13 protein-coding genes are annotated in these 17,171 nt (G+C 46.0%); 8 read left to right on the plus strand and 5 right to left on the minus strand.

All coding sequences use genetic code 11. The annotated features are described in order from the left end of the window. Nucleotides 1-317: 317 nt before the first annotated feature. The gene (locus GO003_RS12575; protein ID WP_231088972.1) at nt 318-920 is read right to left on the minus strand and encodes a TMEM165/GDT1 family protein; all 603 of its coding nucleotides are present in this window, start codon (nt 918-920) and stop codon (nt 318-320) included. 151 nt (nt 921-1,071) lie between these two features. Further along, a complete protein-coding gene (locus GO003_RS12580) occupies nt 1,072-1,929 on the minus strand; it encodes a ZIP family metal transporter (RefSeq protein ID WP_407942123.1) in 858 nt (285 codons plus the stop codon). Nucleotides 1,930-2,323: 394 nt separating this feature from the next. Here GO003_RS12580 and GO003_RS12585 point away from each other — a divergent pair, with 394 nt between their 5' ends. Further along, nucleotides 2,324-4,654 carry a TonB-dependent receptor gene (locus GO003_RS12585; protein WP_159656449.1) on the plus strand — a complete coding sequence of 777 codons (2,331 nt, stop codon included), beginning with the start codon at nt 2,324-2,326 and terminating at the stop codon, nt 4,652-4,654. Between the two features lie 474 nt (nt 4,655-5,128). On the opposite strand, the gene GO003_RS12590 is transcribed toward GO003_RS12585, so the two are convergent. Further along, complete coding sequence (locus GO003_RS12590) at nt 5,129-6,589, minus strand: M48 family metalloprotease (protein ID WP_159656447.1); 1,461 nt, start codon at nt 6,587-6,589, stop codon at nt 5,129-5,131. A gap of 261 nt (nt 6,590-6,850) precedes the next feature. Between GO003_RS12590 and tusD the strand changes: the two genes are divergently transcribed. Both tusD and tusC read left to right on the plus strand, forming a co-directional pair. Further along, a complete protein-coding gene (tusD, locus tag GO003_RS12595) occupies nt 6,851-7,240 on the plus strand; it encodes a sulfurtransferase complex subunit TusD (RefSeq protein WP_159656445.1) in 390 nt (129 codons plus the stop codon). A gap of 5 nt (nt 7,241-7,245) precedes the next feature. Further along, nucleotides 7,246-7,599, plus strand: coding sequence for a sulfurtransferase complex subunit TusC (gene tusC / locus GO003_RS12600; protein ID WP_159656443.1), 354 nt, complete (start codon nt 7,246-7,248; stop codon nt 7,597-7,599). A gap of 401 nt (nt 7,600-8,000) precedes the next feature. On the opposite strand, the gene ettA is transcribed toward tusC, so the two are convergent. After that, nucleotides 8,001-9,668: an energy-dependent translational throttle protein EttA gene (gene ettA, locus GO003_RS12605; RefSeq protein WP_159656441.1), complete on the minus strand. Its 1,668-nt coding sequence runs from the start codon at nt 9,666-9,668 to the stop codon at nt 8,001-8,003. Nucleotides 9,669-10,126: 458 nt separating this feature from the next. Continuing rightward, complete coding sequence (locus tag GO003_RS12610; RefSeq protein ID WP_159656439.1) at nt 10,127-10,336, minus strand: cold-shock protein; 210 nt, start codon at nt 10,334-10,336, stop codon at nt 10,127-10,129. A gap of 340 nt (nt 10,337-10,676) precedes the next feature. Between GO003_RS12610 and GO003_RS12615 the strand changes: the two genes are divergently transcribed. The 5 genes from GO003_RS12615 to GO003_RS12635 all read left to right on the plus strand — a co-directional run bounded on the left by GO003_RS12615 (nt 10,677) and on the right by GO003_RS12635 (nt 17,149). Further along, nucleotides 10,677-10,910 carry a TIGR02647 family protein gene (locus GO003_RS12615; protein ID WP_159656437.1) on the plus strand — a complete coding sequence of 78 codons (234 nt, stop codon included), beginning with the start codon at nt 10,677-10,679 and terminating at the stop codon, nt 10,908-10,910. Between the two features lie 80 nt (nt 10,911-10,990). Beyond that, nucleotides 10,991-12,370, plus strand: coding sequence for an oxygen-independent coproporphyrinogen III oxidase (gene hemN / locus GO003_RS12620; RefSeq protein WP_159656435.1), 1,380 nt, complete (start codon nt 10,991-10,993; stop codon nt 12,368-12,370). 239 nt (nt 12,371-12,609) lie between these two features. Then, the gene (locus GO003_RS12625; protein ID WP_206444673.1) at nt 12,610-13,938 is read left to right on the plus strand and encodes a sigma-54 interaction domain-containing protein; all 1,329 of its coding nucleotides are present in this window, start codon (nt 12,610-12,612) and stop codon (nt 13,936-13,938) included. A 29-nt stretch (nt 13,939-13,967) separates the two neighbouring features. Beyond that, complete coding sequence (locus GO003_RS12630) at nt 13,968-14,888, plus strand: LysR family transcriptional regulator (protein ID WP_159656433.1); 921 nt, start codon at nt 13,968-13,970, stop codon at nt 14,886-14,888. Nucleotides 14,889-15,730: 842 nt separating this feature from the next. After that, nucleotides 15,731-17,149 (plus strand): acetyl-CoA carboxylase biotin carboxylase subunit, encoded by a 1,419-nt coding sequence (locus tag GO003_RS12635; protein WP_159656431.1) that lies wholly within the window; start codon nt 15,731-15,733, stop codon nt 17,147-17,149. Nucleotides 17,150-17,171 lie beyond the last annotated feature (22 nt).

The raw sequence follows: 17,171 nt of genomic DNA on the forward strand, positions 1-17,171 counted from the left end.
CTTTGTTATTTTAATAATGATTAAAAACCCCCTCTCCTCAAAGGGGATTCCTTATAGCTGAAACTATAAGGATGCTGTCGATGTGATTATCTACGACAGGGCACTTTTTATCATGGTCGACTGTGTTGTGTCAAAACTATTGTGGGAATTTTAGTTAAATTCTAGGGTGGCAGATGTTTAAAGCGAATTTAAGGCATTGAAACACATGGTTATTTATTTTTATCGCGCGGCTAAAAAAGCAGAGTGCCGGGATTGTCTGAAAATTTTATGGTAATCAGACAATCTTACTAATCAAAAGCGTTTGTTTTGCCCGTTTTTTATAAAACGGCAAAGCTTAAATAAGCTTGATAGCCTGCGGCAGCGGCCAAAATCAGAAAGATACTTCCGCTGATACGATGCAGTAACACCAACGGTATTTTTTTCATGATCGTTCTACCGGCAATAACCCCCAAGGCCGATGTAAAAGTGAGTGCACAGGTGGCCCCCAGCCATACGGCAATGGGCTGTGATGTGCTGCTTAAAGCGACAACGGCTAGCTGGGTTTTATCCCCAAATTCAGCTAAAGTGATCAGTAAAAACGTGGTGAAAAAAATGCCGTGCCCGCTTTTTTCCTTGATAACTTCATCGTCTTCTTCTTCCTTGGATAGCAAGGCATGAATACCGAAGACGGCAAACAGTAATGCAACGGTCGATGCAACAATATAATCCGGTAGCCAGCTGGCGATTGCTGCGCCAAAAATAACCGCCAAGGTATTCAGTAAGGCAAAAGCCGCAATGGCACCAAAAATAATCGGAAATGACCGATGTCTTGCTGCCAGGGTCATGCAAACCAATTGGCTTTTATCACCGATTTCAGCGGCGGCGATCAGTGTAAAACTGGTCAGTCCGGTGAAGGACAGCTCGGCGAAGTTGATAGCCATAAAAGAGTTTGTCAGGTTTTGCAATGCAATTTGAGCGGTTTCCATAAAGGTTGATAGTGGGCAGTTGAATGATTGAGGTCGTTTAACGCGTCGCATGATGGGAAGCGACGCGTTTTTTCGGAATGGGAGGGTCGTGTTTAAAGGTTCTGAGTTAACCCAACATATTATCCAGAGCCATCATGATGATAAAACCGATCATTAATGCAAAAGTCGCCAGACGCGAGCGGCCATTAGAATGGGTTTCCGGGATGATTTCTTCGCTGATAACAAACAGCATGGCGCCGGCAGCAAAGCCCATGGCGATGGGAAGTATAGGTGAAAACACGGTGACCATGGTAATCCCCAGCAATCCCCCGACAGGCTCAACCAATCCTGTTGCTGTGGCTATCCCAACGGCTCGCCATTTGTTGTATCCCAGTCCTACCAAAGGCAAGGCTACGGCCAAGCCTTCAGGAAGGTTTTGTAAGGCGATTGCCGTCGCTAATACGATTCCGTTTTTCATATCACCGGAGCCAAAGCTTACGCCTACCGACATGCCCTCAGGAAAGTTATGTATCGTGATGGCAATAATAAACAGCCAGATCTTTTTTAACGAAGTTAACTGGTTATCCAGCGCCGCATCAAAATGGATGTGCGGTAACTGGCGGTCTGCAATGTCAAGAAACAAAGCGCCTATCACCATGCCTAGCGAGACCACCCATAGGCCATTTCCAGGCCATATCTCATTGCCATAGGCTATGCCGGGAACCAGCAACGAAAAAGCGGTTGCCGCGAGCATCACACCGGCGGCTGCGCCCAGCATGCTGTTGAAGAGGTTTCTGGAAATGTTTGTAAAAAATAAAGCAGGTATGGCGCCGACGCCTGTCGCGAGGCCTGCCAAAATACTGGCGAGGAAGCCGATGACCACTATTTTGCCGAAAATCAGATAAAGCCCACCGAATACGATGACCTGGGATGCGGCAAAAACTCCGGCTAAGGTCATCCATCTTTTGGGTGGAGGCATATCCATGAGTTTTTTGTAGTATTCGCTTTGTTGAACTTTTTGTACTTGAGAGCCGTAAAATTGCTGAATTTTTGTGGCAATGGGTGGGTTAGTCATGAAAGTACCCTGAGCTGGTGAATGAATGTAAAAGCTGCTCAAGGAGTCAGAAAAACGCAGTGTGGGCCTTGAGCTGGGTTGGTTAACACTTCGAACTCTAGCCGGGTCTGTTGCCTGTAAACAGACAATCACCTATCAGAGTACCGTTGGTCGTGCTTATTATAAACAATTAAGGCTGAATCACTTCAATTTCGTGGGGGCATTCGCTAAGGTAGTAGGAATATTTCCTTTTTATTCAAGGCCGATAGTTATGTTTGAATCATCTGAATATCATAGCGATCCAGATTTTTACGAGATAAAAGGAATGAAACGATTTTTTTGCACAGTTTTGGGTGTCGCCTCTATGGGAACCGTCGGAACAGTTCTTGCTGATGACAGTGCGATGGAGCTGGAAACTATGGAAGTGATCGGTGTGACGCCGTTGCCCGGATCGGATGTGCCTGTCGATAAAATCCCCGCGAACATTCAAACTGTAACATCCGAAGAACTGCAAAATGCTCAGGCTATTTCATTGGCTGAGTATTTAAATCGTTATCTTGGCAGTGTGCACGTCAACGAAGCGCAAAATAACCCGTTACAGCCCGATATTTACTACCGTGGTTTTGTCGCCTCACCTTTGTTGGGCTTGCCGCAAGGCTTGTCTACCTATGTTAATGGCGTCCGATTTAACGAGCCGTTCGGCGATACGGTTAACTGGGATTTGATCCCCGAAGGGGCAATCGAATCTATGGCTTTATATCCCGGCTCAAACCCTGTCTACGGATTAAACAGTCTGGGTGGGGCTATTTCGGTCAGAACCAAAACCGGTTTTTCTGCGCCAGGCCATCAAGTTGAGGCTTATGGCGGCTCCTGGGACAGGCATTCGGAGGAATTAACCAGCGGCTGGAATAACGGTACCTGGGGTTATTTTTTAGCTCTACATCATTTTGAAGAAGAGGGTTGGCGGGATTTTTCTCCTACCAAGGCCGATCAGGCTTTCGGCACCTTAAGCTGGCGGGGCGATAAAGGCTCTCTGGATTTGACTTTAGGCGGCAATGATAACGATCTGAGAGGCAACGGTGCGGTGCCGGTACAGTTGTTGGATGAGCATGAAAAAGCAGTTTTTACCCATCCGGATCAAACGATTACCCGCATGTTTTTTTCCGAACTGGAAGGCAGCTATTCAGTGACCGATGATATTGAACTCAGCGGTAATGCTTATTTTCGTCAGAATCGTATCAAGACGTTTAATGGTGATGACAGTGATTTTGAAGCGTGTGAGGATGCCGGTAATGCAGGCTTTCTTTGCGAAGAGGATGATGGTGATGAAGCGCGTGTCGCCGATATTTTCGGTAATGATATTCTTGCTTCCGACGATGTTGAAGGGGCAACCAACAACACCAGTCAAACCAATATGCGCAGCCGTGGCGGAACCTTGCAAGCAACTTTTGGTCAGGACTTGTTCAAACACAAAAACAGTTTAACGACCGGCGTTAGTTATGACTATGCCAAAGTCAATTTTTCATCCGATACCGAATTGGGCTCATTAACGCGGTCAAGAGGAACGACGCAAAGCGGTGTGCTCATCGATGAATCCAGAGTGCGCCTGGATACCAATACGTCGACGGTGGGCGTCTTTCTGACCGATACGTTTGATATTACCGAGAAATTGAGTGCAACTATTGCCGGGCGCTACAACTATTCTCATATCAATATGATTGATCAGTACATCAACGATCCCGATAAAACATTAGATGGTTCTCATACTTTTGAGCGTCTGAATCCATCGGGTGGCTTGACCTACAAGATTTTAGACAACTTGACGGTTTATGGGGGCTACAGTGAGTCTTCCCGGATTCCGTCGCCGATGGAATTGAGTTGCGCCGATCCGGAAGCGCCTTGTAAATTGCCGAACTCCTTCGTTGCCGACCCACCGCTTGAGCAAGTCGTGGCCAAAACTTATGAGGGGGGATTCAGAGGTGATTTGGATCAATTATTGGGGCGCGGCGATTTGAAATGGAATCTGGGTTATTTTCATACCACCAATTCTAACGATATTATTTTCCAGCGTGGCGGTGACAGCATCAGTGAGGGCTATTTTGACAATGTCGGTAAAACCCGTCGTTACGGAGTGGAAACAGGGGCTTCGGTCACTTATCCTCAGTTATTCAGCGGTATAGATGACTGGCATTTCATGGCGAATTATACGTATTTGAACGCCCGTTTTTTAAGTAAATTTAAAACTCAGGATCCCGTTGATGAAGATAATGAAGACGGTGTGATGGTTGAAAAAGGTGACCGGATTCCCGGGATACCCGAGCATATGTTTAAAGCGGCCGTCAGCGTTGATTTGTGGCAAAAGGTCTCATTGGGCATGGATGGAACTTACAGCGGTGCGCGCTTCTTCAGAGGTGACGAAGCCAACAATCACGGCAAATTAAGCGGTTACTGGTTGTTTAACGGAAAGGCTGAATACAAAGTGACCCAAAATTTTGCTGTGTTTGGCAGGGTCGACAACATATTCGATAAACGCTATAACTCGTTTGGTGTTTACGGAGAAGCGGATGAAGTATTGGGCGATGCTTATGACGATGGCCGGTTTGTCGCGCCGGGCGCACCCAGAGCCGGTTGGATTGGCGTGCGCTTGAGTATGTAATCGGGAGTTTTGATTTTCTATGAAATGGCGGTCAATGGACCGCCATTTTTTATCCGGAAAAAGCAGGTTTGGGTTTATTTCAGGCAATAAAAAGCCCGCTTTCGCGGGCATGTTCAGGTGTTATTATTATTATTGAATGAACGTTGTTGACTCAAGGACAACTAAGCTTTAACTCGTTTGTTATTGTTATTGTTACGAGACCGATTTGGTCTATCCTCCTCATTACCGATTTAGAATCGGGCTCACTCCGTTTAGCTGTCGAGCATTCTATACCATCAAAAAACGTGTTGTCTATCAAAAAAGTCAAATTAAATGAAATAATAGTTTCGTGTCGAAAACATAGTTATTCATCATAAGCTTACAATCCATATTAAGCCTGAATCAGGTATTTTGATCGGCAGTGGCTGCCATGCTTTTTCATGTTATTAAGTTTCAGTTCATCAACTGTGTATTGTTTTGAATAGGCAGTTCAATCTATCGGTCAAGTTTACGCTCGCGTTCTTCGTTGATAAAAAATGCCAAGCGCTCATCTAGAATCGCAGAAAGATGTTGGCTTAATCCGGCCGCCTTTTGAGCGAGTTTAATTTGTATGATTGCCGCTTCATTTTGCCCCAGTTTGTAATAGTATTCGGCAAGATGACGGTGAGATTCCGCAGGTTGCTGTAAATCACTGTAAATTTGAGCCAGGAGCTTAAGATAAAGGGCGCTCTGTTTGATTTTAGGGGTTAGCAACAGCATGATTTCTCTTGCCTCTTCCGGTTTGCCTATCTTCAGAAGCGTGCTGATGTAATCCATTTTTAGCGCTGTATTCCCCGGAAACTGAAAGAGCGCTTTTTTATATAAATTCAGAGCGGCGGGGTAGTCACGGGATTCTTGAGCCGTTTTAGCCATTGCCGTTACATAATGAGTTTGTTCCGGATATTCGGTCATCAATTGCTTAAAGAGTACGGCAGCATCGTTAAATTGTTGCTGTTTCAAATAAACCAGACCCAATCCATAGCGGGCTATCGCTCGTTGTTGGACCGTTCCCTGGTTAAGCCGGATTTTAAAATAGTCTTGCACTGAAGATAAATCATGGCTCGTGCTTACCCGAAGTTTTGCCTGGGCGATGAGGTAGCCCAGCGAATCAGGGTATTGCTGATAAGGATATTTTTCAGCACGTCCCCGAGTGTCTGAGATTCGAGATGATGTAACCGGGTGAGTTCTTAAAAATTCAGGAATGCCGCGTCCGTAATATCGGCTTGATTGTTGTAGTCGTTCAAAAAAAATCGGCATACTGCGTGGATCAAACTTTGAATTAGCCAATGTCTGCATGCCGACCCTGTCCGCTTCCATTTCATTATCACGGGTAAAGTCGATTTGAAATTGTATGCTGCTGGCTTGGACCGCCACAATAGCGGCCTGAGCCAGTTCTGGAGACTGTGTGCCTAACAGTATGGCCGCCAGCGTTGCTGCTGCGGTTGGAATAGACAAGCGGCTGGCGGCTTCGAAGGCGCGGTAAAGATGGCGCTGTGTAACGTGTGCAATTTCGTGAGCCATTACCGAGGCTAATTCACTTTCCGCTTCAGTTGTTAAAATTAATCCCGAATTAACGCCTATGAAGCCGCCGGGGCCTGCAAACGCATTGATGGCATTATCATTAACCACAAAAAAATGAAACGGATTGCCGGGTGAATCACTGTTTGCAACAAGCTTGCTGCCTATGGTTTCAATGTACTCTTGAATTTCAACATCCTGGTTGACATCAATCTGTGAATTCAAGCTTCTGAAAAAAGCTTCACCCAGTTCTTGTTCCTGTACCGGGGAAATCAGTGTACCTGAAGAATCACCGATATCCGGCAGATTGAATTTTTCGGGTTCCAGGTCAAGAGCTGCAGCGCTGTATGTTGCAAGGACTAAATAAACGGCAAAAAATTTAGCGGGATTTTTTATCATGAAAGTTCGGACATAAGGGCGGAATTTTGGTTCCTTTGTTTAAGGCTGGCTTGATCAGTTGCCACTCGGAAAGCTCCCTTTATGGGGTAGTCAAACTGTGAGTTTGAATGATGAATCTTACTACAACAGCGATATTATTCAGAGTTCGAGCAAGCGAGTAGGGGAGAAAAAGGCAGGTCAGCATTTTGTTTTAAATCGTGGCCGATTATAATCTTTTGAAAGACCGTCTAGCAATTTGTGTCTCATAACAGGCCTTAAAAAATGAAATTCACTCTTCAGATCGACAGCAGTCCTACTGCCGGACAAAGCGGTTACTATGCTTATCGTTTCGCTTGTGAGCTGATAAAGGCGGGTCATCAGGTCATCAGGATATTTTTTTATCGGGAAGGTATCTATCACGGTTACCGTTATTCCACGCCGCCGGACGATGAGCTGAATTTCTCGCGTTTATGGTCGGCTTTGTCACAGGCGCACTCTATTGATTTGGTCATTTGTGTTTCGGCGGCTCAACGCCGGGGCTTATTACACCCGGATGAAGCCCAAAGACAGGGAAAATTGGATAATGATCTTGCAGAAGGTTTTCGAATTTCGGGTCTGGGGCAAATGATCGAGGCTTCTTTATTAGCGGATCGACTGATCGTTTTCCCGTGAGCCGGATGAAAAAGTTTCTATTTATTATCAGCAAATCAGCGAGTGGGGTGTCTGTTCAGGAAGCGCTTGATCAGATCATGATCGCAGCAGCTTTTGATCAGGCTGTGTCTTTGCTGTTTATTGATGACGGCGTATTTCAAATTAAAAAAAATCAGCGTCCTGATGCACTGGGATTGAAAGCGACTGCCTCAATTTTCGAAGCACTGGAAGTTTACGATGTTAATGCTTTTTATGCGGAAACGGAATCGCTAGAGCAAAGCGGCTTAACTGTTCAGGATTTGTGTTTACCCGTTAAATTGCTTGCCAGAAACCAAATTGCCGAATTTATAAAGCAACATGAGTGCATTTTGCCCGGTTGACCAGGCGTGGGTAGTTGTTTGTACCCATCGTAGATCGAAATTCGGCACCGGGGTGCCCGTCAAAGGACGCCGTAAATACATCCATGTAGGCTCTATGCCAGCATCCATGCTGGCAAAGCCTTTGCCGAACAACCCGTTGCCTCCTTAGACACTGCCGGAATTTGAAGTGCGAAAGGTATATCAGGCCTCTGTTCTGATTTTCTATAACCGGAGTCTAACTTATTCCTTTCATATTGAAAAATCTTCGACTTTGATAAAGGGACGGGATGTGCCTTTAGAGGTCCGCCGTGAATCCGTCCATGAAGGCTTGACTGCAGCTTTCCTGCTGCCGACATCCTCGCCAAACACCCCCCGCACCTTCTTGAACCAAAATAGGTTTAGATCAGATAGGGGGGGCTCATTTACTGGGTCAGTTTTTTATATTTCAAGCGGTGCGGGTTGTCCGCATCACTGCCTAATCGGCGGTGGCGATCTGCTTCGTAATCCTGATAATTACCTTCGAACCATACGACTTGGCTGTCGCCTTCAAAAGCCAGCATATGCGTAGCGATTCTATCCAGGAACCAGCGATCATGCGAAATAACCACGGCACAACCGGGGAAAGCCAGCAAGGCGTCTTCCAGTGCGCGCAGAGTTTCAACATCAAGGTCGTTTGTCGGCTCATCAAGTAATAAAACGTTTCCGCCGCTTTTCAGTAGTTTCGCGAGATGTACGCGGTTGCGTTCGCCGCCTGAAAGATCGCCTATTCTTTTTTGCTGATCCGCGCCCTTGAAGTTAAAGCGTCCGACATAGGCACGCGACGGTGTTTCATATTTACCCACGGTAATCATGTCCAATCCGTCGGTAATTTCTTCAAAGACTGTTTTACCGGCATCCATGTTGTCACGCAACTGATCAACATAAGCCAGCTGGACGGTTTGTCCCAGCGTCAGCGTGCCTTCATCCGGCTTTTCAAGGCCGGCCATCATTCTGAATAATGTGGTTTTACCGGCGCCGTTAGGGCCGATGATGCCGACAATGCCGCCGGGCGGTAGCTTAAAGCTTAAATTATTGAACAAGAGGCGATCGCCAAAACCTTTGCTGACATTTTCGGCATCTATGACAATATCACCTAGACGAGGTCCGGGTGGAATGTAGATCTCCTGAGTTTCGTTGCGTTTTTGGACTTCTTGAGATGCCAGTTCATCGAAACGGGCTAAGCGCGCTTTACTTTTTGCATGACGCCCTTTGGGATTTGAACGTACCCATTCCAGTTCCATTTTCATGGCTTTTTGGCGGGATGATTCTTGTTTTTCTTCGAGTTCCAGTCGCTTGCCTTTTTGTTCCAGCCAGCTTGAATAGTTGCCTTCCCACGGTATACCGGAACCTCTATCGAGTTCCAGAATCCAGCCCGCAACATTATCCAGGAAATAACGATCATGGGTTACTGCAACGACAGTACCGGGATAATCGTGTAAAAACCTTTCCAGCCACGCGACCGATTCAGCGTCCAGATGGTTGGTCGGTTCATCAAGCAGCAGCATGTCAGGATTTGAGAGCAACAGGCGGCACAAGGCTACACGCCTTTTTTCACCACCCGATAGCGTGGTGACATCGGCGTCCCAGTCAGGCAAGCGTAATGCATCGGCGGCAATTTCGAGTTTTCTGTCCAATTCCCAGGCGCCTGCCGCTTCGATTTTATCTTGTAGCGCGGCTTGCTCGGTCAGTAAGGCGTCAAAATCAGCGTCCGGATCAGCAAAGGCATTGCTCACTTCGTCAAAACGGGTCAGTATTGCTTTGATATCGGCGACGGCTTCTTCGACATTGCCTCTGACGGTTTTGGTGGGATCAAGTTGAGGTTCTTGCGGCAGATAGCCGATATTGATGCCTTTTAATGGTATTGCCTCGCCTTCAATTTCCTTGTCAATGCCGGCCATGATACGGAGCAGCGTCGATTTTCCGGAGCCGTTCAAGCCTAACACGCCTATTTTGGCGCCTGGAAAGAATGACAGGGAGATATCTTTGAGAATATATTTTTTGGGCGGGACAATTTTGCCGACCCGGTTCATGGAATAAATGTATTGAGCCATATTCTTTAGGTAATTCGCCTTGAGTTAATGATTTAAACCTTCTTGAGGCTAATATTCCATCTTATCAGAATAAATTTAAGTTGATAAACGCGAATAAGATGATCAGAGCAGATTTAATTGGACTATCGTGTAATGAGAAATCAGGCTGCCTGATCGCAAGCTGCAGATATTCATACTTAGGGAGGCAATCCAAGCTTTGTTGGCGGATTGAAAAAATAGCGCTATCGGTGTTTTTCCTGAATAGAAAGATTTTTCAGGTCAAAGCTTTCGACACGAATAGGCAGTTTGATAAAAGCTGACTGTAATGTTTGAAGCGTGTGATTTTTTTTGCAGGAATACGTTAGACCTCGAACTTGAATTTTCACTTTGTCAGCAGACATCGGTAAACAAGAACGATTTTTGAAGCTTTAATTAAAAAACTGCCCAAAATTAATTGGGCAGTTTAATTGGATTATTTTTTAAGCGGGTGTTACGTTTTCCGCTTGAGGGCCTTTTTGACCTTGAGTTACTTCCATAGTAACTTTTTGGCCTTCATGCAAGGTTTTACGGCCAGAACCGTTAATTGCACTGTGGTGAACGAAAACGTCTTTACCACCTTCCTGTTCAATAAATCCAAAACCTTTTTCATCATTGAACCATTTGACGGTACCTGTAACTTGATTTGCCATAACACTCTCTTACTTTTTTAATATGCCGCTCAAACGCAGCGTTGAAATAAACAAGGCTATGATAAGACGCTGATTTTAGGAAAGCAATTTAATTTTTTCTAACGAATTGCATAATGAGCATAAATTTTAATAAACACATGGTTTATCAATGGTTTTTGGTTAATCAAAAATTGAACAGTTGTTAATTTTTTTCCTTGTTCAGTCTAGTTTGAGGCGAATCAGTCTTTTTTCACGTTAGATTTATTCAGCGTTTCCCGGCAAAACTAAGTATTATTAGCGTTTCGCTACCACTCATGGCAGCGTGTGCGGTTAACACTTTTAACCAAGATAAGGGGATTTTATGCTTAAACAAGAACTAGTAGATGAGCTGAACATTTTATTGCACTATAACCTGACTACGACTTTAGAAGGTATCAAGATCCATAAGTCAGCGGATGCTTCGGTGATTGATGCGGTAGAGCGTATGTTTCATAAAGGCTTGGTCACGCGGCATGATGGCGGCTATTTGACCGATCTGGGACGGGCGGCGGCAGAGCATGCTCAGGCCTGTTATACCATTTTGACCTCGGGTTGAATTAGAATTCAGCTCTTAAGTTATAGTGAAAAAGTAACTTAGCCTCAAGCAACGTGTAGCCCAAAAAATAATACAGGCAAATGAATCAAAATCTGACTTTCGACAGCGATTTAATCAATCGTTACGATACAGCTGGACCCCGTTACACCTCTTATCCAACCGCGCTGGAACTGCATGACGGGTTTGAAGAGCAAGACTATGTGCGCCAAATTGAACTTTCCAACGCCAGGGGCGGACCGCTGTCTTTGTATGTTCACATCCCATTTTGCGATACTGTCTGCTTTTATTGCGCCTGCAACAAAATTATTACTAACAACCGGCAACATTCCGAGCCTTATCTGCAAAACTTGATAAAAGAAATTGCCTTGCAAGGCGCTCTTTTTGACCGTAAGCGGATCGTCGATCAGTTGCATTGGGGCGGAGGTACGCCGACGTTTTTAAACAATGCTCAAATGCAGGCATTAATGAACGCACTGCGTGAGCATTTTCATTTTAGATCCGATGATGAAGGTCAGTATTCAATAGAAGTCGATCCCAGAGAAACCAACGACAGCACAATAGCTGAACTCAGGCGGCTAGGGTTTAACCGTATCAGTTTGGGATTGCAGGATTTTGACGTTAATGTGCAAAAAGCGGTCAACCGGATCCAATCCGAGCAGGAAACGTTTGCTGTTTTGGCGGCTGCCCGCAAGGAAGGTTTCAGATCGGCCAGTATTGACTTGATCTATGGGCTGCCTTTGCAGACGGTACAAAGTTTTTCGGTCACGCTGGATAAAATTTTGGCGGTCGAGCCGGATCGTTTCTCGGTGTTCAATTATGCGCACTTGCCGCAGCGTTTTAAAACCCAGCGGCAGATCTATGAAGCCGATTTGCCTTCGGCTGAAGTCAAGCTGGCTATTTTGCAAACGGTGATTCAACGGCTGACAGAGGCCGGATATGTCTATATCGGCATGGATCATTTTGCCAAACCGGATGACGAGTTGGCGGTTGCTCAGCGCGAAGGCAAGCTTTATCGGAATTTTCAAGGCTATTCCACCCATTCAGATTGCGATTTGATCGGTTTGGGGATTACCTCGATTGGACGGGTGGGGGATGCCTATATCCAGAATGCCAAAGAACTGGAAACCTATGCGCAGGCCTTAAGCCGGGATTATTTGCCGGTATTTAAAGGCGTGGTGTTAACTCAGGATGACAAAATCCGCCGCGAAGTCATCACCCAATTAATTTGCCATTTTGAATTACATTTCGGCGCTATTGAACAACAGTTTGCCCTTGTATTTGATGACTATTTTGCAAAAGAATTGCGCGAATTGGAAAACATGCAGGCAGACGGACTGCTGGTTGTTTCATCATCCGGCATCAAGGTCTTGCCGGCAGGGCGGTTATTGATCCGCAATATCTGTATGATTTTTGACCGGTATCTGGCTAAAAAGAATGCGGCATTTTCAAAAGTGATTTAATGTAATGTCACGCGTTAAATGGGGCTTTTAACCAGCAAATACCCAGTTTAAACTTTTAAGGTGGCTTTGAGGGTTGGCGTAGGCCTTGCGAGGATCGCCGTAGACCCATCCAACGGGAGCGGCGGCATCCCTGCTGCCGGCATCCCCGCAAAGCTTGCGCCATCCCTTTTTTATCATCTCACTGGGAATTGCTGGCTTTTAACTTTACCGGTTGCATAATTCATAATGATCCCATGTAAATGAATGAGTCCTTTTTAACCTGGATGGAGCAATTCAATGATGCCGAACTTCTGGCGCGATTGTTTCAATTATTCAACGATCTGCCTTTTTATGCCGTAGATGAAGCTGGCCGCGTCCTGTTCTGGAATCCGGCTCTTGAGGATATCACCGGCTTCATGCAAACTGAGCTTTTAGGGCAGCCATCGCCGATCGCTTGTCCGCGTGATTATCCGAATGATGTTTTAATCCGGTCGATCGAATTTCAATCTAACGCCGGAAAAGTCATGCAACTGACAGTAAGAGAGCGGGGGCTGTTTGGACCTGATGGCGAACTGGCCGGCGCTGTTGCATGGGTCGCCGTTGACCGTGATCTTGAATCTGACAAACAGCCCGCCATCAAGCCTGTTGAACCCACTCAAAACTTTCATGGCATTATCAGTCGGTCGCCTGCAATGGAAGCGGTATTTCAAATTATACAGAACGCGGCCCAAACAGAAGCCACCGTTCTGGTCAGAGGGGAAAGCGGTTCCGGCAAGGAACTGGTTGCCCGGGCAATTCATGATCTCAGTATGCGCAGGCAGGCACCTTTTTTGGCCATCAATTGCGCGGCATTGTCTGCAAACTTGCTGGAAAGCGAATTATTCGGGCATGTTCGGGGTGCTTTTACCGGTGCCATCAAAGATCATCCGGGGTTATTTCAAAGAGCCAAAGGCGGCACGCTTTTTTTGGACGAAGTGGCTGAACTGCCATTGGAACTTCAAGCCAAATTATTACGGGTCATTCAGGAACGAAATTACTATCCGGTTGGCGGAGACCGATTACTGGATGTGGATGTGCGTCTGGTTGCGGCCACCCATCGTTCGCTCCGTGAAGAGGTGAAATCAGGGCAATTTCGTGAAGATTTAATGTACCGCTTGCGGGTTGTACCTATTTTTTTGCCTTCTTTACGTGAACGAAGAGAAGATATTCCTCTTTTACTTTGGCATTTCATCCGATTACACAACGCCCAGAATTTTAGAAAAATAGAAAAAATTGATCCGCAAGCGATGCGGGTTTTGCTGGATTATCACTGGCCGGGTAATATCAGGGAATTACATAATATTATAGAATACGCCTTTGCCGTTGGACGGGGAGCTTGTCTGAGATTGAGTGAGTTACCCCCCGAATTCAGGGAAGCGGCCAAACCGGAACCGATACTGCAGACACCTGTCCTTACGGCGAAAAATGAAGAGGACTTTATCCGCGAGGCACTTAAACGGTCTTCAGGGTCAGTTGAGGCTGCGGCCGGCATGCTGGGTATGAGTCGCGTTACATTTTGGCGAAAACGCAAACGTTATGGCATAGAATGACTGTCAAATCACTTTTCTAAATAATGCCGATGCGGATTACGTTACATCAATTACAACTCTTCGATGCGGCAGCAAGAATGCCCAGTTTTAAAGCAGCAGCCGAGGCGTTGAATTTGAGTCCGCCAGCCTTGAGTATTCAACTTAAAATTCTGGAAGAATCCCTGGGCGTCAGTCTATTTGAGCAGATCGGCAAGAAAAAATACCTGACGTCGCCGGGCTTGGAACTTCAGCAAGTCTGTCACCGCATTTTTGACGAACTGAATCATCTGGATATGCGATTCACGCAACTGCGTGGCGGTATGGCGGGAAAGTTGAGTATCGCCATCGTGACCAGTGCTAAATATTTTACGCCGCATTTGTTTGGTGCCTTTCAAAGGGTTTATCCTAATGTAGAATTCAACATGATGGTTGCCAATCGCACCCGAATACTGGAGCGGCTGGAAAATAATGCAGATGATTTGGTGATCATGGCGCATGTGCCCGATGCCTTTGATATAAAGGCCGTAGATTTTCTGGATAATCCTCTGATTGTTATTGCTTCACCGGATCACCCGTTGGTGAATGTCAAAAATATATCCTTTGAACAACTTGCGCAGCAGCCTTTTTTAATCAGGGAAAGCGGTTCAGGAACCCGAATGGCGGTTGAGCAGTATTTCAGTTCCCACAATGCGGCGATGAAAGTGGCAATGGAGTTGGGAAGCAGTGAGGCGATTAAACAAGGCGTTCTGGCGGGTTTGGGTATTTCCATACTCTCTCGCCACTGCGTGTGGCTGGAATTGAAAACGGGCTTTTTAAAGCAGTTGGATGTACAGGGCTATCCTGATGTGCGGTCCTGGTATGTCGTTTACCGCGTAGGCAAGCAACTTTCACCGGTTGCCGAGGCCTTCATCAAATTTATTGTTGCTAATGGACAGATAATGCTGGATGAAGTGGAACAACTGTATCGATAGCTTAACGCTTAAGAGCTATTTGAAAATTGTTCGAAGAAATAAATAGTACGGGTCTCTGCTCACCCCCTTCCAATTTTATTGGGTGTAGGTGGTTGATTGAAAAGGCTTCTGCAACAGGGATGTTACAGAGAGCTACAGGGACGTGTTTACGCGTCCTTTGAAATCAAGCACCTACATCCTTAATTCAAAGCGGGCGAGTAGTTACTGGTACGGTACATTAACAATAAGTTTATCCACGGAAAAGTTAAAACCACGAAAGTATTCAAGGCGATAGCTCGTTGCAGAACCATAACCTAACGACCCTAACGATGTATATATTATCCTGGAAAATGAAAGTACCTGGTTATGATCGTGCACTTTTACAGTCAAGGGGAATAGTGTATTTCTGTAACGGTCTGATATTCTAGGTCATTTAGTGCATTTGGAGAGCTAAAATCGGTTTTTCGAGGAATAGGTTAACGGCGTTATCATGGCTTTTATCGTTTAGTTTTATTTAACTATTCCGTTAAAATAATTAAATGTATTTAAGTTGCTAACTGGCTTATGCTTAAAATCAAGTAACTGTCCAGCGAAACAACAAAACGAAGAAGATGCACCGGGTAGTTGGGTTAGGCTCTCCGAGCTAACCCAACCTACTCTGAAACATTACAAATTAAGTAACTACTCGCTCACCTGGAATAGAGGATTTAGGTGCTTGATTGAACAGGATTGTGCAACGGGGATGTTGCAGAGAGCTTCAGGGATGTATTTATGCGCCCTTTGAAATCAAGCGTCTACACCCAATAAAATGGAAGGGTGTGAGCAGATACCAAATTAATATCATTACGGGGTCTCCAGCTGTTATGTTACGCAAAATTCTTATCGCCAATCGCGGCGAAATTGCTGTCAGAATTATCAGGGCCTGTGCAGAAATGGGCATTCGCTCGGTAGCAATCTATTCAGAGGCGGACCGTTTTGCACTGCATGTCAAAAAGGCGGATGAATCCTACTGCATAGGAAGTGAACCTCTTGCGGGTTATCTTAACCCTCACGCCTTAGTCAACCTCGCTGCTGCAACCGGCTGCGATGCCATTCATCCGGGTTATGGATTTTTGTCTGAAAATGCACTTTTTGCTAAAATCTGCAAAGACCGTGGGCTGGTTTTTATAGGTCCGGAGCCCGATGTCATTCATCGCATGGGCGATAAAACCGAAGCCCGTAAAGCAATGATTAAAGCCGGTATTCCGGTGACGCCCGGTTCAGAAGGCAATGTTGCCAATGTCGAAGAAGCACTGTCCATAGCGGAACAAATCGGTTATCCGATCATGTTGAAAGCAACGTCCGGCGGGGGCGGCAGGGGCATTCGCCGCTGCGATAGTCAGCAGGAATTGCTGCAAAACTACGACAGGGTTATTTCCGAGGCGACCAAAGCTTTTGGAAGTGCCGACGTATTTTTGGAAAAATGTGTCGTCAATCCAAGGCATATTGAAGTGCAGGTGCTGGCCGATCATCACGGCAATACCATTCATCTTTACGAACGCGATTGTTCCATTCAGCGCCGCAATCAAAAGTTGATCGAAATAGCCCCCTCGCCCCAGCTCGATGAAGCTCAGCGCCAGTATATCGGGGGGCTTGCCGTGTTGGCGGCCAAAGCGGTGGGTTATACCAATGCGGGGACAGTAGAGTTCTTGCTGGATGACAAAGACCGTTTTTACTTTATGGAAATGAATACCCGCGTTCAGGTTGAGCATACCATTACTGAAACCATTACTGGCGTGGATATTGTCGAAGAACAAATCCGGGTTGCTGCCGGCTTACCCTTGCGTTTCAAGCAAGAGGAAATCAAACGCAGGGGCTACGCCATTCAGTTTCGCGTCAATGCCGAAGACCCGAAAAACAGTTTTTTACCCAGTTTCGGACATATTTCCCGTTATTACGCGCCGGGCGGTCCGGGTGTGCGTACCGATACAGCTATTTATACCGGCTATGAAGTCCCGCCATTTTATGACTCCATGCTGGCTAAAGTGATTGTGAATGCGCATACCTGGGAAGATGCCATCAAGCGTGGGGAAAGAGCGCTCAAAGATATGGGTTTGTTCGGCATTAAAACGACGATCCCTTATTATTTGAAAATTTTGAGCCACCCTGAGTTTCGATCCGGCCGCTTCAATACCAGCTTTGTCGAAAGTCATCCCGAACTGGTCAATTATTCGTTAAAACCCAGACCTGAAGTATTGGCCAGCGTAATTGCTGCAGCCATGGCCGCGCATACCGGTCTTTGAATCCGTTTTTCCTAGGAATACC

The organism is Methylicorpusculum oleiharenae, assembly GCF_009828925.2.
Lineage (GTDB): Bacteria > Pseudomonadota > Gammaproteobacteria > Methylococcales > Methylomonadaceae > Methylicorpusculum > Methylicorpusculum oleiharenae.

What these genes read in the sequence shown, in the direction of transcription:
- GO003_RS12580 (WP_407942123.1), bottom strand. Translation starts at nt 1,929, where the DNA reads ATGGATATGCCTCCACCCAAAAGATGGATGACCTTAGCCGGAGTTTTT.
- GO003_RS12610 (WP_159656439.1), bottom strand. Translation starts at nt 10,336, where the DNA reads ATGGCAAATCAAGTTACAGGTACCGTCAAATGGTTCAATGATGAAAAA.
- GO003_RS12615 (WP_159656437.1), top strand. Translation starts at nt 10,677, where the DNA reads ATGCTTAAACAAGAACTAGTAGATGAGCTGAACATTTTATTGCACTAT.
- GO003_RS12590 (WP_159656447.1), bottom strand. Translation starts at nt 6,589, where the DNA reads ATGATAAAAAATCCCGCTAAATTTTTTGCCGTTTATTTAGTCCTTGCA.
- GO003_RS12625 (WP_206444673.1), top strand. Translation starts at nt 12,610, where the DNA reads ATGAATGAGTCCTTTTTAACCTGGATGGAGCAATTCAATGATGCCGAA.
- GO003_RS12630 (WP_159656433.1), top strand. Translation starts at nt 13,968, where the DNA reads ATGCGGATTACGTTACATCAATTACAACTCTTCGATGCGGCAGCAAGA.
- GO003_RS12585 (WP_159656449.1), top strand. Translation starts at nt 2,324, where the DNA reads ATGAAACGATTTTTTTGCACAGTTTTGGGTGTCGCCTCTATGGGAACC.
- hemN (WP_159656435.1), top strand. Translation starts at nt 10,991, where the DNA reads ATGAATCAAAATCTGACTTTCGACAGCGATTTAATCAATCGTTACGAT.
- tusC (WP_159656443.1), top strand. Translation starts at nt 7,246, where the DNA reads ATGAAAAAGTTTCTATTTATTATCAGCAAATCAGCGAGTGGGGTGTCT.
- GO003_RS12575 (WP_231088972.1), bottom strand. Translation starts at nt 920, where the DNA reads ATGGCTATCAACTTCGCCGAGCTGTCCTTCACCGGACTGACCAGTTTT.
- ettA (WP_159656441.1), bottom strand. Translation starts at nt 9,668, where the DNA reads ATGGCTCAATACATTTATTCCATGAACCGGGTCGGCAAAATTGTCCCG.
- GO003_RS12635 (WP_159656431.1), top strand. Translation starts at nt 15,731, where the DNA reads ATGTTACGCAAAATTCTTATCGCCAATCGCGGCGAAATTGCTGTCAGA.
- tusD (WP_159656445.1), top strand. Translation starts at nt 6,851, where the DNA reads ATGAAATTCACTCTTCAGATCGACAGCAGTCCTACTGCCGGACAAAGC.